This window comes from Mojavia sp. (genome assembly GCF_059505145.1).
In genome coordinates, this window is sequence record NZ_JCACKA010000071.1 from 14,669 (window position 1) to 29,353 (window position 14,685).

Annotated in this window: 16 protein-coding genes and 1 pseudogene; 12 read left to right on the forward strand and 5 right to left on the reverse strand. The window is 45.2% G+C overall.

What is annotated here, in order from left to right:
- Positions 1 to 580: 580 nt before the first annotated feature.
- On the forward strand, positions 581 to 2,125 hold the full coding sequence (locus tag AC5JL8_RS17585) for a calcium-binding protein (RefSeq protein ID WP_495880983.1): 1,545 nt from the start codon (positions 581 to 583) through the stop codon (positions 2,123 to 2,125).
- Positions 2,126 to 2,344: 219 nt separating this feature from the next.
- Here AC5JL8_RS17585 and AC5JL8_RS17590 read toward each other — a convergent pair whose 3' ends face one another.
- From AC5JL8_RS17590 to AC5JL8_RS17600, 3 genes are all read right to left on the reverse strand, one after another.
- The gene (locus AC5JL8_RS17590; RefSeq protein ID WP_495880984.1) at positions 2,345 to 2,524 is read right to left on the reverse strand and encodes a hypothetical protein; all 180 of its coding nucleotides are present in this window, start codon (positions 2,522 to 2,524) and stop codon (positions 2,345 to 2,347) included.
- Between the two features lie 219 nt (positions 2,525 to 2,743).
- Positions 2,744 to 2,926: a hypothetical protein gene (locus tag AC5JL8_RS17595; RefSeq protein WP_495880985.1), complete on the reverse strand. Its 183-nt coding sequence runs from the start codon at positions 2,924 to 2,926 to the stop codon at positions 2,744 to 2,746.
- A gap of 45 nt (positions 2,927 to 2,971) precedes the next feature.
- On the reverse strand, positions 2,972 to 3,280 hold the full coding sequence (locus tag AC5JL8_RS17600; protein WP_495880986.1) for a hypothetical protein: 309 nt from the start codon (positions 3,278 to 3,280) through the stop codon (positions 2,972 to 2,974).
- Positions 3,281 to 3,287: 7 nt separating this feature from the next.
- Between AC5JL8_RS17600 and AC5JL8_RS17605 the strand changes: the two genes are divergently transcribed.
- Positions 3,288 to 3,983: a hypothetical protein gene (locus AC5JL8_RS17605; protein WP_495880987.1), complete on the forward strand. Its 696-nt coding sequence runs from the start codon at positions 3,288 to 3,290 to the stop codon at positions 3,981 to 3,983.
- A 30-nt stretch (positions 3,984 to 4,013) separates the two neighbouring features.
- Here the strand turns inward: AC5JL8_RS17605 and AC5JL8_RS17610 are convergent, their stop codons facing one another.
- Positions 4,014 to 4,274 (reverse strand): hypothetical protein, encoded by a 261-nt coding sequence (locus AC5JL8_RS17610; RefSeq protein WP_495880988.1) that lies wholly within the window; start codon positions 4,272 to 4,274, stop codon positions 4,014 to 4,016.
- A gap of 525 nt (positions 4,275 to 4,799) precedes the next feature.
- Here AC5JL8_RS17610 and AC5JL8_RS17615 point away from each other — a divergent pair.
- The 4 genes from AC5JL8_RS17615 to AC5JL8_RS17630 are packed head-to-tail and all read left to right on the forward strand — an operon-like array spanning position 4,800 to position 11,325.
- On the forward strand, positions 4,800 to 7,136 hold the full coding sequence (locus AC5JL8_RS17615; protein ID WP_495880989.1) for a response regulator: 2,337 nt from the start codon (positions 4,800 to 4,802) through the stop codon (positions 7,134 to 7,136).
- Positions 7,137 to 7,196: 60 nt separating this feature from the next.
- On the forward strand, positions 7,197 to 8,408 hold the full coding sequence (locus tag AC5JL8_RS17620) for a PAS domain-containing protein (RefSeq protein WP_495880990.1): 1,212 nt from the start codon (positions 7,197 to 7,199) through the stop codon (positions 8,406 to 8,408).
- Between the two features lie 21 nt (positions 8,409 to 8,429).
- Entirely contained in the window at positions 8,430 to 10,973 is a 2,544-nt protein-coding gene (locus AC5JL8_RS17625) for a PAS domain S-box protein (protein ID WP_495881064.1), read from the forward strand.
- On the forward strand, positions 10,945 to 11,325 hold the full coding sequence (locus tag AC5JL8_RS17630) for a response regulator (protein WP_495880991.1): 381 nt from the start codon (positions 10,945 to 10,947) through the stop codon (positions 11,323 to 11,325). Before AC5JL8_RS17625 ends, AC5JL8_RS17630 begins: the two co-directional genes overlap by 29 nt.
- A gap of 133 nt (positions 11,326 to 11,458) precedes the next feature.
- Here AC5JL8_RS17630 and AC5JL8_RS17635 read toward each other — a convergent pair whose 3' ends face one another.
- On the reverse strand, positions 11,459 to 11,728 hold the full coding sequence (locus tag AC5JL8_RS17635) for a hypothetical protein (RefSeq protein ID WP_495880992.1): 270 nt from the start codon (positions 11,726 to 11,728) through the stop codon (positions 11,459 to 11,461).
- Positions 11,729 to 11,935: 207 nt separating this feature from the next.
- On the opposite strand from AC5JL8_RS17635, the gene AC5JL8_RS17640 reads away from it, so the two are divergent.
- The 6 genes and pseudogenes from AC5JL8_RS17640 to AC5JL8_RS17665 all read left to right on the forward strand — a co-directional run bounded on the left by AC5JL8_RS17640 (position 11,936) and on the right by AC5JL8_RS17665 (position 14,683).
- Positions 11,936 to 12,307 (forward strand): response regulator, encoded by a 372-nt coding sequence (locus AC5JL8_RS17640; RefSeq protein ID WP_495880993.1) that lies wholly within the window; start codon positions 11,936 to 11,938, stop codon positions 12,305 to 12,307.
- Complete coding sequence (locus AC5JL8_RS17645; RefSeq protein ID WP_495880994.1) at positions 12,298 to 12,453, forward strand: hypothetical protein; 156 nt, start codon at positions 12,298 to 12,300, stop codon at positions 12,451 to 12,453. Before AC5JL8_RS17640 ends, AC5JL8_RS17645 begins: the two co-directional genes overlap by 10 nt.
- A 186-nt stretch (positions 12,454 to 12,639) precedes the next feature.
- Entirely contained in the window at positions 12,640 to 13,074 is a 435-nt protein-coding gene (locus AC5JL8_RS17650) for a hypothetical protein (protein WP_495880995.1), read from the forward strand.
- Between the two features lie 59 nt (positions 13,075 to 13,133).
- Positions 13,134 to 13,421: a Mo-dependent nitrogenase C-terminal domain-containing protein gene (locus AC5JL8_RS17655; protein WP_495880996.1), complete on the forward strand. Its 288-nt coding sequence runs from the start codon at positions 13,134 to 13,136 to the stop codon at positions 13,419 to 13,421.
- A 306-nt stretch (positions 13,422 to 13,727) separates the two neighbouring features.
- A pseudogene (locus tag AC5JL8_RS17660) lies at positions 13,728 to 13,829 on the forward strand (IS5/IS1182 family transposase); the annotation flags it as partial.
- A gap of 182 nt (positions 13,830 to 14,011) precedes the next feature.
- Positions 14,012 to 14,683 (forward strand): Uma2 family endonuclease, encoded by a 672-nt coding sequence (locus AC5JL8_RS17665; RefSeq protein ID WP_495880997.1) that lies wholly within the window; start codon positions 14,012 to 14,014, stop codon positions 14,681 to 14,683.
- Positions 14,684 to 14,685 lie beyond the last annotated feature (2 nt).

Genomic DNA, 14,685 nt, shown 5'->3' on the forward strand with positions numbered 1-14,685 from the left:
TTGGTTGTGCCAAAACATGGCGTGAATGGCTGACTTTAAAATACTACTTCGACAACTATCGATGTAGATACCCCAATGACGCCAGTACTCTACGAGAAGCCCTACGGGCGTCTACGCTCAAGTCGGGAAACCCTTTCGGCAGTTCCTCCTGAGGGGAATTGCCTCACCACGCGACTGGCTCACCCATGCCAATTTTCATGCGTGGCGGTGAAACTTGTTTCATTGGGACTGCCTTCTGCCTTCTTCAATCACCTTAAATTTCCTTACTTAACCTTAACTCTGATTTTTATAGCTGAATTTTATTGAAAAAACTCCTTAAATTATCCACATTTACGTTTTTGGATTCATAGGAGAACCTAATAATATCAACTACTCAAAGGAGATGCGAACAACACCAATAGTATTGGTAACTAGACATGATGTTTCCAGGTTATCAATATTAGGTTTCACAATATACAAATATCATCTTTTCTCTTTTTTGCATAAATTTCTCAGCTCACCTTTGTTAAACAAACACAGAGTCAAATCGAAGATTAACTCCTGTACTAATTACAACATTACAATTTATTGAGGAACTCACATGGTTACTAAAAACGGTACTATTTACAACGACAACGGCACAATTCAAAACGGAGTCTATTATCCTATTCTCGCTGGCACTAATGGTAACGATCAAATCTTTGGATTGGCAGGCAACGATATTTTAGACGGTGGTACAGGCAACGACAGCCTTTATGGTGATGCTGGTAATGACCTTTTACGCGGTGGCGACGGCAACGATTACTTATCTGGTGGTGTAGGACACGATACCCTAGTAGGGAATCGTGGCGCAGACACGTTTGTTGGCGGAGCAGGTAACGACCTGCTAATTTGGAACAACGGCGACGGCAGTGACAAAATGAGCGGTAACGACGGCTACGACGTAGTGCAAGTCAATGGTGCGCCTGTAGGAGATAACTTCCGTTTGCAACAGGATGCCCAAGGCAGAGCTATTTTTGACCGATTGAACCTTGTACCGTTCACTTTAACTGTAGACACTGCCGAGAAGTTTGAGATCAATGGTCAAGGTGGCGATGACATCTTAGATGTTAACAGCCTTGCAGCGACGAGTGTAACTTTAGTAGAGTTCAAAGGCGGCGCTGGCAATGACTTGCTTGATGGTAGTGGCACAACTACATCTTTGCAAGGTTATGGCAATGATGGCAACGATACCCTCAATGGTGGCGCAGGCAAGGACAGTCTCTACGGTGATGCTGGTAATGACCTTTTACGCGGTGGCGACGGCAACGATTACTTATCTGGTGGTGTAGGACACGATACCCTAGTAGGGAATCGTGGCGCAGACACGTTTGTTGGCGGAGCAGGTAACGACCTGCTAATTTGGAACAACGGCGACGGCAGTGACAAAATGAGCGGTAACGACGGCTACGACGTAGTGCAAGTCAATGGTGCGCCTGTAGGAGATAACTTCCGTTTGCAACAGGATGCCCAAGGCAGAGCTATTTTTGACCGATTGAACCTTGTACCGTTCACTTTAACTGTAGACACTGCCGAGAAGTTTGAGATCAATGGTCAAGGTGGCGATGACATCTTAGATGTTAACAGCCTTGCAGCGACGAGTGTAACTTTAGTAGAGTTCAAAGGCGGCGCTGGCAATGACTTGCTTGATGGTAGTGGCACAACTACATCTTTGCAAGGTTATGGCAATGATGGCAACGATACCCTCAATGGTGGCACTAGCAACGACACTCTTTATGGCGATGCTGGTAATGACCTGTTACGTGGTGGTGCAGGCAAAGACACTCTCTACGGTGGCACTAGCAATGATTATCTCCTTGGTGGTTACGGTGCTGACGTACTGTATGGCGGTGCTGGCGCTGATAAATTTGTCTTCAACTCCGTATCCCAAGGTATTGATATCATCAAAGATTTCCAGAAAGACTGGGCGCAACCGAGCTTATCAGACAAAATCGAGATTAGCAAAGTTGGATTTGGTGCTAGTTCCATTTCCCAGTTCAACTATGACAGTTCTTCTGGTGCGTTGTCCTTCCTGGGCACTCAGTTCGCTACTATCGAGAACAAGCCTGCTGGCTTTTCAACCACCACGGACATTGTGCTGGTGTAAAACTCTGTTGTAGTTGCAATACCTTTGCCAAAAGGTAGCAAAATTAAGTTCATCCCACCCCTAAAAGGAGTGGGATTCTAATGAATTTACCCTCAGCCTGTAGCCAATCAATTGTGGCTAGTAATCGTTTTTTAGCACTTATCCGCAGTTGATTCAGGTAGTGCAGCAATTGGGGTAAATCCTGTTAATCGTTTCATAATTAGTTGGTGTGGCGGCTCATCAAATAAACTGGTCTTTTAACTCGCCTGTTACTGGAATCACCCACAGTTCGGTGAATGCTTCGTTGGTGAAATTTTCGTTGATTGTGAGTAAACGGTCTGGACGAGAAATAGCGATTGCGCTAAAGCGCAGTGCCAAAGGCAATCGCAAAATCCGCCTTGTTACCTTTGAGATAACCACCCTGCTGTGCTTCCAGAATTGTTAGTTTTGGTGGGCAGTCTAAAAGAAATTGCCCGTACTCCTTGGCGCAGTTCGCTTGCAGTTTTGGTTGGCTGGGAGGAATAAAAAAAACGCTGTTGTTGATTCTTATCGTTTCCATAGTTGTGTATGTGTTGATGAATACAGAGAGTGCGGTTGTGTTTGCTGTAATGTTGATGACGGCGCAAGAGAAACTCCCCATTACCTCAATGAACAATCATCATTGGGGTACTTATTTTTCAGCAGTCCTTCTCCGTATTCATTGGCTAGATATATGTCTTGGGCGTAATATTTCATGCCGATAATTTGACCTCGTTCTGTTCGCTGTCCAAAAGTAAATCGAGGGTATGTCCAACCCTTGGGAATCAAGATTGTAGGTTCCATTGTTTTAGTTAGTGAATGGTTATTTGTTGAGATTGAAAGCTTTAATTAAGCTGCAATGTTGCCGTCTGTTTTGGCCATACTTGCAGTGTTCAGAAAATCATCGAGTGCTACTGCTGCATTTAACGGTTTGGCGTACTGTTTCTCGTCTACTTCGTTTGTCCAATGCGTGATGTGTTGAAAGACCAAACCCAACATTGATTCACATTTGTAGACACGGTAGATTTTGGGGCAAACTCCATTGCAGTAGACCAACGTGTAACCTGAAATTTCGATTAACTCTGCGTTTGGATGATTTGGGGACAGAAGTATTAGTTCGCAGCATTCGCCCCAATCAGGATCTTGCAGGAATGACATAGTTACTTTGTGCCATGATTTTTCTATCGTTTTCGTTGTATTGGCGATCGCTCTGCTTGAAGAGATAGGCATTATCGAAAAGCAGAAGAATCGCGGTAACGGTCAGGATCGGACATGGCAGTATAAATTAAACTTCGATGTACTGAATAGGTTATTGGAACATGGCAAGTGCAAAACTGAACATTCGAGATTCCATGCAGAACAATACCACAGATCCCATCCAGAAGCTTCAAAGCCACAACAACACTCTGCTGTTGAGCTTGAAAAAAGTGAGCCACTTGCAATCTTGGCGGTTCCCGTCGATTGCAAAGTGGCGAACCCTCTGGGTGAGGAAGTGAAAACCGAGATTTTGGACTGCGCCGAGGAACCAAAACAAACCGGGATTGTTGACTACGCCCTAGAACTAGAGCAACCCCAAATTTCTCGCTTCGTTGATGAACAAGAACAAGATTACTCGACTACTGAGACAGATACTCATGAGGATCATTCTTCCGCCGCCCCGGTTGTGTCAAATTTTTGTGACGAAGACTCTGGTGATGATTCTGCTTTCGAGCCTGTTGAAAAATCAATACAACCTAGTAACCAAGAGGTTCAGGAAGTATTACAGCAGTTACGGGAAATACCTTGTACTCCACAGTTCCGGTTAAATGCAGAGATTCAACGTACAGTTAAGCGGTACTGGGAGAATCTGCCGGGTACGTAGACGCTCTTAGCGGCTTGTCGTAGACATCGCCTACCTCAAAGAAGCGATACGGACTTGGAAGGGGATCAAGTCGCCGGAGGCTGTGTTTGTGGCTGCTTGCAAGGAGGGGAGAAAGCCGGAATCTGCACAGGTGAAATCTGCTGTGAAGGATTGGTTTGAGTGGGCGAGGCGGCAAAGGATTGTGATTGCGATGTCGGGTAAGGTTGTGTACACGCCGGATGGTAAGGCGGTGGCGTTGGCAGAAATGATGCGGCGGTATCCGGTGGGGGAGTAAGGTCTGCATCTGGCCAAAATTCTGAAATGGTCGAGTGAGGCGATCTCTGCTCGGTCGAAGACGCAAGAGAAAATTTCTTTTTTGTGTTTTTATAAACTGTACCCCACAGTTTTGGCTAAACCTTGATCGTTTCTGTATAAAAATAACCACGTAGGCTAAGTATTTAGCTGTTATTAGATGTATCCTACTAGCAATAGTTTCTTTCATGGCGTTTGATATGTTTATCTAATTAATACCGCTTGAAGACTAATACAAATAGCAAACAGGAGGGCTAGGAAGGATAGGGAAGCAAGCATAGATATATAATTATTTGGTCGTCAAAAAGTTCTGTGAGTGCTATTAAGCGGTAGCTTGCATTAGTTTATTCTGATTCTAAAGCGTATTATTTTTTTCAGTTACTTACAGTGTTTATATTTGCAAAGAATTGCAGTTTAACGTCAAATTATTGTTTGATACAGGATAAGATTAGCGAAGGATATTAACCTAACAGTGCCTGTTAAGTTAGACTCGTAATTCTTGGTAATCTGCGCTAATAATTCACTATGCGGATCTTACTGGTCGATGATGACGAGCTAATTGCTGAAGCTCTGGTACAAGCTCTCACTGACCAGCATTATGTTATAGATGTTGCTACGGATGGTCAAGCAGGTTGGGAGCTAGCCGAGGCATTTGCTTACGACTTAATTCTGCTGGATGTGATGCTTCCTAAGCTAGACGGTATTAGCCTTTGTCGGCAGTGGCGCTCGCTTGGACTGCGTTCGCCAATTATTCTTTTGACTGCTCAAGACAGCAGTACCAAAAAAGTCATGGGTTTGGATGCAGGAGCGGATGACTATGTGGTGAAGCCGTTCGAGATGAAAGAGCTGCTAGCGCGAATTCGAGCTTTACTAAGGCGAGGAAACTCGACTTCTTCTCCCTTATTGGAATGGGGAAACTTGCATCTTGATCCCAGTAATTTTGCAGTTACGTATGATGAGCAACCATTACATTTGACCCCAAAAGAGTATAGTCTTTTAGAACTTTTCCTCCGCAATCGCCAGCGCATATTTAGCTGTAGCACAATATTAGATTGCATTTGGTCGTTTGAAGAATTGCCAGGAGAGGAGACAGTTAGATCTCATATAAAGGGATTACGGCAAAAACTGAAGGCAGCAGGAGTCCCCGAAGATCCAATCGAGACAATATATGGCATTGGTTATCGCCTCAAACCATTAGAACAACAAAAGGCACCCAAGGGGCAAGTAGTGCCCAATCGCCTCTCGCCAGATCAAAAGCAGCAAACTGTGGTAGAGATTGCTAAAGTCTGGGAGCGAACCAAAGAAAAGTTGAGTCATCGCATAGCCACAATCGAACAAGCAACGACGGCGCTACGACAAAATCAGCTCTCGCATGAATTGCAATTTGCGGCAGAACGGGAAGCTCACAAGCTAGCAGGTTCGCTAGGGATGTATGGCTTTGTCCAAGGTTCACGGCTAGCTCAAGAAATAGAACAATTTTTTCAATCAAAAGAGCTGGTAGATCGAAACCAAACGCTGCATTTATCTGAATTAATTGTGGCATTGCGTCAGGAGTTGCAACAAACAACCGCAGGACAGAAACCTGAGGTGTCGTCACCAGACAAACGACCTTGGCTATTGATCGTCGAGCAGGATAAGTCCTTGGCTAAGGCGTTGGTCGTCGAGGCTGCTACTTGGGGAATGCGGGCAGAAATAGCTAGAACTCCTACTCTAGCCAGAGAGCGAATATCTAGCGATCGCCCCGATATAGTACTGCTGGATCTCTGTGCTAATACCCCACAGGACAATCTAACGCTGCTGTGCGAATTGAATGCCTGCACACCTCCAGTCCCAGTGCTAGTGCTTGCAGATCGCGAACGTTCAATCGACCGAGTAAAAGTAGCTCGTTTAGGCGGACGCGGATTTTTACCTAAGCCCGTGACTGCATCTGAGGTGCTAAAAGCAGCTACAGCTTTGTTGCAGCGCACTCGCACTACTGCGGCTAAAGTCATGGTGGTGGACGATGATTCCCAAGTGCTGACGGCACTTCACAGTTTACTAGAGCCTTGGGGATTCAAGCTCTCTACTCTCGATTGCCCCTTGCAGTTTTGGAATAACCTAGAAACTGTAGCACCAGATTTGCTAATTTTGGATGTAGAAATGCCCCAGATCAGTGGAATCGACTTGTGCCAGTCCGTCCGTGCTGATATGCGTTGGAGTGGTTTGCCGATCCTGTTTCTCACAGCCCATACAGATGCAGATACAATGCAGCAGGTGTTTGCAGCAGGTGGCGATGATTATGTGAGTAAGCCGATTGTTGGGCCAGAACTGGTCACCCGCATCCTCAATCGCTTAGAGCGATCGCGCTTACTGCGAAATTTGGTGGAAGCTGATGCCTTAACTGGAGTTGCCAATTACCGCAAGTCAAGCCAACAACTGACTCAGTTTCTTGAGCTATGCGATCACCACCAGCAGCCACTTTGCTTTGCTGTCTTAAACTTAGATCGCTTCAAACAGATCAACGAGTGCTACGGTCATACCAGTGGCGATGCAGTACTGTCCCGACTGGGAGGACTACTGCATCGCCACTTTCAAAGTGATGATGTTGTAGGCCGCTGGGGAGGAGCAGAGTTTATTGTGGGGATGTATGGCATGACTCGCTCTGATGGAATCAAGCGGCTAGCCGAAGTCCTAGAGGCTCTACACCAGCAGAAGTTCACAGCTTTTGACGGCACTCAGTTTCAAGTAACCTTGAGTACTGCTGCGATGCAATATCCCCAAGATGGTATTAACCTGCCAGCACTTTATAAAGCGGCGGCAGCGGCGTTGCGCCAGGCTCAAGCAGTGAGAGGCGATCGGGGAAATGCCCCAACTCTTGACTGAATAGCAGCAAAAGCACTGATGGGGCGAATCCCCAGGCTGAGGGAAGAGAGGTATAAATTTATGCGAAGTAGCGAGCAAATTAAGGCAGAAATCGAGGAGAAATTCGGTTTTTTTCCCCCCTTCTTCAGCCCAGCAGAACAGAACCCACAGGTATTGGAAAATCTATGGCAACAGACGGTTTGTGCCTACGTCAACAATCCGCTGTCGCCGCTATTTAAGGAAAAGCTGGCTGCGTACCTTTCACGCTACTGTGCCATTCCCTACTGCATGATTTGTCATAGCTGTTCCCTACGTCCCTTGGGGGTGAGGGCGCGGGAAGTGTTGAACCTGCTGGAAGCACCTCCCCCAGACCAAAGGGATATAAATGCTCATTTGCAGGTACTCGCTGATCATTCTGAGCAGTTGGCAGTTTTGTCAAATTGGAATTCAACTATTGAAGAAAGCCTGCTCATCTGTGCAGTCTTTATTTCCTTGGAAGGAGAGGTAGCTGATTACTATCGCACCCAGTTGCGCCACTTGCTGGGTACAGTCAATTACCAGCACTTAGTATCCTTCATTGCTTACGTAAAGACATGTCATGTTTGGATGGAAGCTCACCCCGAAGTGGCACATACAGCAGACAAGCGAGCTATTGAGCATTTTAGTTTTTTGCTGGAGGACGAGCCAGAATTAGCTGACTTTTTTCATCACTACTGGGAGAGAATCAAACGCGAACGCCAGAACTGGGCAGAACAGCGAGCAGCGATCGCCGAGCGCCAACAACATGAGGCAGCGCTACGCCAAAGCGAGGAGCGCTTAAGTTTAGCCTTGGAAGCTGCTCACATGGGTAGGTGGGACTGGGACATTCTGACCAACAAAGTGTTTCACTCTGTCACCACGGAAGCACACTTCGGTTTTACCCCAGGCTCTTTTGGTGGCAGCTATGAAAGCTTCCTCGCCAGCGTTCATCCCGACGATCGCCAATGGCTTCATCAAGCAGTAACGCAAGCTGTGCAAGCAGGAGCAGACTACGAAATTGAATTTCGCGTTATCTGGCCCGACAGTTCTATTCACTGGGTGGCGAGCAAGGGTCAAGTCTATTACGACAAGACTGGCAAAGCGGTGCGGATGACTGGGGTAACGATGGACATTACCGAGCGCAAGCAAGCAGAAGTGGCGTTGCAAAAAAGCGAAGAGCGCTTCCGCTTTTTAGCCGAATCGATTCCCCAGCAAGTGTGGATTGCCCAGCCAAATGGCGAACTCAGCTATGTTAACCAGCGCGTCCTTGACTAGTTCGCGTCTACCCGTGAGCTAATTCTCGGTTGGGGATGGCAGGAAAAGATTCATCCAGAGGATTTACCGCAGTGTCTCGAGCGCTGGCAGGATTCCCTGGCAACGGGCGAGCTTTACGAAATTGAATTTCGCTTGCAGCGAGCGGCTGATGGAACTTATCGTTGGCACTTAGGACGCGCTTTACCTCTGCGCGATCGCGAAGATGCGATCGTTAGTTGGTTCGGGACGAATACAGATATTGACGATTTCAAGCGTGTAGAGGAAGAACGGAAGCAACTGTTTGCCCACGAACAGGCAGCACGCGCCGAAGCAGAGGCAGCTCGCAACCAAGTCGCCAATATTTTGGAAAGTATCACAGATGCCTTTTTTGCTGTTGATAGCCAGTGGTGTTTTACCTACCTGAATCAGCAAGCAGAACAACACCTACAGCGCTCGCGTGCTGAATTACTAGGTAAAAATTTGTGGGATGAGTTGCCAGAAGCAGTAGGTTCTAAATTCTATGAGGAATATCACAAAGCGGTATCGCAGCAAATTAGTGTCGAATTTGAAGAATTTTATCAACCACTTAACACCTGGTTTGCAGTACATGCTTATCCCAATCAAAAGGGGCTATCAGTTTTTTTCCAAGACATTAATGAACGCAAGCGGGTGGAGGAAGCGCTACGGCAGAGCGAGGAGAAGTTCCGTAATCTCGTCGAACAAACCAGTGATTGGGTGTGGGAAATTGATGCCAACGGTATCTTCACCTACGTCAGTCCAAAAGCGTCAGAAATTATCGGCTACGAAATCGCAGAGATTCTCGGTAAGAGTACTTTTGACTTGATGGCGGTGAATGAAGTCAAACGATTTGCCCAAGTGATTAGTTACTTTATCTCTACACAACAGCCTTTCACCCGACTTGAAAAAACGCTGACGCACAAAGATAGTCATCTAGTTGTGCTGGAAACCAGTGGCTCTCCCGTATTCGATTGCCAAGGTGTTTTTCAAGGTTATCGCGGTATTGCTCGTGACATCACCGAGCGCCGAGAAATTGAACGGTTGAAAGATGAATTCGTCTCCGTAGTTAGCCACGAATTACGCACGCCCCTAACTTCGATTCGCGGTGCTTTAGGTCTACTAGCCAATGGCGTAGTACGCACCCAGCCCCAAAAGAGTCAACGGATGTTGGACATTGCACTGAATAATACAGACCGGTTGGTGCGCCTGATCAACGACATTCTTGATATCGAACGCATTGAGTCAGGCAAAGTCACTATGACAAAGCAAGCCTGCGATGCAGCCAGCTTGATGATCCAGTCAGCAGATACCATGCGGGATATGGCTGAAAAGGCAGGAGTTACTTTATCAGTTTCTCCCGTAGCAACCCGATTATGGGCTGACCCAGACCGAATAATTCAGGTTTTAACGAATTTGCTCAGTAATGCGATTAAATTCTCCCCTGAAGGTTCTACCATTTGGCTGACTGCTGAACTTGTCAGGAGCGAGCAAGTGGAGCGAAACTCCTCACTTGAGCTGTTGTTCCAGGTAAAAGATCGGGGTAGGGGTATCCCAGCTGATAAGCTGGAAACGATTTTTGGACGCTTCCAGCAGGTCGATGCTTCTGATTCGCGTAAAAAAGGTGGAACTGGGTTAGGATTAGCTATTTGCCGTAGCATCGTACAGCATCACGGGGGGCGAATTTGGGCTGAAAGCACGCTTGGGGAGGGTAGTACTTTTTACTTTACGCTGCCAGTACTGGGATCGGAATCAGCAGTGGCGATCGCCGATCCTAGCAATCCCTTAGTGCTAGTGTGCGATGACGATCCCTCAATTCGAGATGTGATGCAAGCTATGCTAGAAAAGCAGGGCTACCGAGCGGTAACAGTAGCTTCGGGTCAGGCAGCCATAGAGCAGGCAGTGGCGCAACCGCCTGATGCAATTCTCCTGAACCTCATGATGCCTGGTATGCATGGCTGGGAAACTTTAGCAATTCTCAAACAGCAGCCGAACACTCAAAAAATTCCGATAATTATCCTGAGTGGTTTATTGCCGGATGCTAGAGAAGTGCCGCATCCAGGAATAAGTGACTGGATTGTTAAGCCTCCAGAGCAGCAGCAGCTATTCCAAGCTCTAAAGCGGGCTTTAAGTGGCTCGGATCGGCATATTAGAGTTTTAGTGGTAGAGGACGATTTAGATTTAGCACAAGTACTGATCTCCATGTTTGAGCATTATGGCATCGAAACCTACCATGCTCAGACAGGACGGGAAGCCATCCAGATGAGCCAGCGCGTTATCCCCGATCTGCTGGTACTTGACCTAGTACTGCCGGAATGTAATGGTTTTACTGTAGTAGACTGGCTCCGACAACACAATCGTCTGTGTCAAGTGGCATTGGTTGTGTACACTGCTAAAGACCTAGACGACTCCGACCGAGAACGTTTGAAGCTAGGACAGACCTTGTTTCTGACTAAAGGGCGGATTACAACGGAGGAATTTGAACGCCGAGTGATTAAATTGCTCAACCTGATTATTGGCGGCAGGAAGGAAGACAGTAACCATGACAGCCAGACGGATTTTGATCGTTGATGATGAAGAAGATATCAGGGAAGTTGCCCAACTCACTCTCGAAGCGGTAGGCGGTTGGGAAGTATTAACTGCTGCCTCAGGAAATGAAGCGTTAGCCACAGCCGCTTCCCAACAGCTAGATGCCATTCTCCTAGACATCATGATGCCCGATTTAGATGGGATTGCTACTTTTCAACAGCTACAGGCTAATCCCGTCACCCAGCATATTCCAGTGATTTTGCTAACAGCAAAAGTGCAGGTTGCCGATCGGCACCGATTTGCTGAATTAGGTTTAACAGCAATGATTGTCAAACCCTTCGATCCAATGATTTTACCTGACCTGGTAGCAGATGTCTTGGGCTGGAGTGACTAAATTTCGCTCTTCACAATTTCTCCAGTTTTTAGCTTTAATCTTAAAACTAATACCAATTCAAATAATGTTTGCGACACATCAATTATTCGTAAGGGGTTGAGAAAAAATAAGTTGGTCAGGCTTGGCACGCGCCTTAAGGGGCGCGTGCCGCCTCCATGAGAGATTGTGAATGAATTGATATATATAAGCCTGACCAACTTATTCCTTCGGGAATGCTAAGGGCACAACATTGTTTTGCACTTACCAATCTGTCGCATTCTTTTGTGAGAATACAACAGCTAATTCTGGGGCTGTTCTTTTTACTAGCGATCGCCACACTCAAAGGAGTTACAACATCATGATTACAGGTTTTCAGTGGATTCCCCTTATCTCCAGTGTTGTTATAGGAGTCTGCTTGATTCATCTAGCTTATTGGTGGGCTAGTTAGTCAATTAGTAGGACTTGTCTGATTAAAGATTTCTATTGGTTTAAATTAGGAGTTCTGCATGTACAAACAAAGATATTGGTTGTCTGCCAAGGGAACCGATCAAGCAAAGACAGCGAAGGTTAAAGTTTTCTACCTAGCGTGCAGTTACAGTAGTTTTCCCCAGTGCAGCAGGATAGAGTAACTGTGTTAGCTAGACGCATTCTGATTATCGAAGATGAAGATGATATCCGAGAAGTTGCCCAACTCACTCTCGAAGCAGTAGGCGGATGGCAGGTATCGACTCCTGCCTCGGCGAGTGAGGGGTTAACTAAGGCTGAAGTTGAACAGCCAGATGCGATTCTCCTAGATATCATGATGCCCAATATGGATGGACTCGCTACTTTTCAGCAGTTGAGGACTAATCCCGCAACTTGGCATATTCCAGTGATTGTGCTAACAGCAAAGCTTACTAACCTGAAGCGATTCGCCCAAATAGGTGTAGCAGCAATGCTCGCCAAACCTTTCAATCCAATGAGCCTGGCTCGTCAGGTAGCAACAGCTCTGGGGTGGAGCTAAACCAAGATCGCCTGCAACTCACGCTCCAACACCTGAAACAAAGTTTGCGATCGCTAACATATATATTTTTTGAAAAAGTTCCCTCATTCTTCACAGTTTCTCCATTTTTAGGTTTTAACTTCAATATAGAAGCTATTCAGAGATAACTTGAACTGGAGTTTATTAGCTAAGGAGTAGTTATTACTATATTTTTGAACTCAGCGAAAATTAGAGAATTTTATCCAGACAAAGTTTACCGCTTTAATAGCAATCATTCCGATTATTTCTGCCTGGTGCAAGTATCAAAACAGAGCTTTAGAGGAAATTTTTCATAGCTAAAGAGGTGCAAAATTGTGCAAGATATCAATGATGTAGAAAGCTTCAATCTCCAAATTGAGCTAATGGTTGATACCCTAAAGCTCCAAAACAAAGCAATCCTAAAATCTGTAGAGGAATTACTTGCTGCTCTGATTGGTTTTGAATATACCAGCGATATCTTGATGGCAGCAGTATTGCAATTATCCGAAACAGATGCCGATGCTTGTCGTTGGACTTTACGTAATCTTCACGACATACAACATTTAGATGTCATAGAAGAACTCACCAAGTTCGCAGTTAAAAAATTAATTTCTCGGGGTTTTATTTTTGGACAAGACTTTAGCATGACTCCCAACAGCAGAATCATCCTCAATAGAAATGCTATGGATGTCTTGATAGCAGGTACTTCAATAGCAGATTCTCTTTTACTTGAAGAAATTTCGCAAGTTGTTGAATATTGCTTTTCTTAAATAGAAGCGGAATTCAACTTTAAGCACCCCTAAAATCAACAATTAAGAATATTTGACAAATGAAAAACTTAACTTTTCTCAATCATAAATTTAATTTACTGCACCCAGTACGTCAATGGCTCGAATCTATACAAATTGATAATCCCAATCTGGCGCATTTTCTGTGCAAAATCATTCCCGCTCATTGCCCTTTTGAGCGGAAAATAAAATTTTTCAATCGCACTATCCTTCTCATCCCACCGATGTGCAAGCTCAATCCTTTCTATGAACAAATAGTTAGCCTTCGCTTTAAGTGCCTCTTATATCTAACTGATGAGTGTAATGAAGACATAACAATTTATTGCTAAGTAAGTCGATTTTGATTGCCGCTTATCCCTCTTTTGTTACCTTCGGCAGAGAATAATCTGAAACGTCTATTTTTACGTCTCTTTTCAACAAAGGGATGTAAATGATCAAGTCGGGATGCGATCGCCTACATTTGTGATGATATCTGAGGCTCAGGCTAGGAATAATATTTTTCTCTCCTCGTAGTAACAAAAGAGGGATTAATTACTTACAGCTAGCTTTTCTCCCAGTTTACTATTAGTAGAGCGTACATTGTTTTAACACTAGAAGGATTAGCAAGCTTTTACTTTTATGGCAGATAGAAATGACGCTTTTTTGATAATCAGGCTGTCGAGTTATTCTTACAATGTGCTGCCCTGAATCGCATGATCCAGTTAGGCAAGCCAGACAGTTACAAAGTAGAAAACTAACTTTGTTCTAATACCACAAGATAGGTGTATCTTTTTTTCTTTCATGCAACAAAGCCATTAAGAAGCGGATTGCGGCGATAGATCCGCTTTATTGTCAGGTATTTGGTGGGATAGCCAGTTTTTAATCTGCGGCACAATCTAGCGGCGGCGATGATAAAGTCAAATATATATGGAGGTGCTAGATGACTCAAACCCTACCCAAGTTAGCAACCTTTGAACAATTTATCGAGTGGTATCCCTCAAACGGGGTGCGATGTGAGCTACATAAAGGAGTCATTGCAGAAATGCCACCCCCCACTGGTGAACACGAAAATGTTGTTGGATTTTTGGCAGCACAGATCACCTTTGGGTTCTTGCAAATGGGGCTTCCGTTTCGCATCCCCAAAACTGCCTTTATCAAAATTGAGAGCAATAACTCAACCTATTCTCCCGACATTTTAGTATTAAATCATGACAATCTTGTTAATGAACCTCTGTGGAGTAAACAATCGACTGTTATGCAAGCTGCATCTGTACCAATTGTTATTGAGGTAGTGAGTCAGTGCGTTGCGCGGGTTCCCCGCGTTGAAGCAACTGACGAACCCGTAAGGGTTAGTACCAACTGGCGAGATGACTACTACGACAAGTTCAGGGACTATGAAGAAATGGGAATTCCTGAGTATTGGATTGTGGACTATGCTGCACTCGGTGGCAAAAGATTTACTGGTAATCCTAAACAACAAACTATTACCATTTGTAATTTAGTTGACGGAGATTATCAAATTACTGTGTTCAGAGGAGATGATGTGATTGTATCGCCTTTATTTACCCATCTCAAATTGACAGCACAACAAATTTTTGATTCTGCTTTGTGAAA

What these genes read in the sequence shown, in the direction of transcription:
- AC5JL8_RS17595 (WP_495880985.1), bottom strand. Translation starts at nt 2,926, where the DNA reads ATGGAACCTACAATCTTGATTCCCAAGGGTTGGACATACCCTCGATTT.
- AC5JL8_RS17615 (WP_495880989.1), top strand. Translation starts at nt 4,800, where the DNA reads ATGCGGATCTTACTGGTCGATGATGACGAGCTAATTGCTGAAGCTCTG.
- AC5JL8_RS17665 (WP_495880997.1), top strand. Translation starts at nt 14,012, where the DNA reads ATGACTCAAACCCTACCCAAGTTAGCAACCTTTGAACAATTTATCGAG.
- AC5JL8_RS17655 (WP_495880996.1), top strand. Translation starts at nt 13,134, where the DNA reads ATGAAAAACTTAACTTTTCTCAATCATAAATTTAATTTACTGCACCCA.
- AC5JL8_RS17585 (WP_495880983.1), top strand. Translation starts at nt 581, where the DNA reads ATGGTTACTAAAAACGGTACTATTTACAACGACAACGGCACAATTCAA.
- AC5JL8_RS17600 (WP_495880986.1), bottom strand. Translation starts at nt 3,280, where the DNA reads ATGTCATTCCTGCAAGATCCTGATTGGGGCGAATGCTGCGAACTAATA.
- AC5JL8_RS17620 (WP_495880990.1), top strand. Translation starts at nt 7,197, where the DNA reads ATGCGAAGTAGCGAGCAAATTAAGGCAGAAATCGAGGAGAAATTCGGT.
- AC5JL8_RS17635 (WP_495880992.1), bottom strand. Translation starts at nt 11,728, where the DNA reads ATGAATCAAGCAGACTCCTATAACAACACTGGAGATAAGGGGAATCCA.
- AC5JL8_RS17630 (WP_495880991.1), top strand. Translation starts at nt 10,945, where the DNA reads ATGACAGCCAGACGGATTTTGATCGTTGATGATGAAGAAGATATCAGG.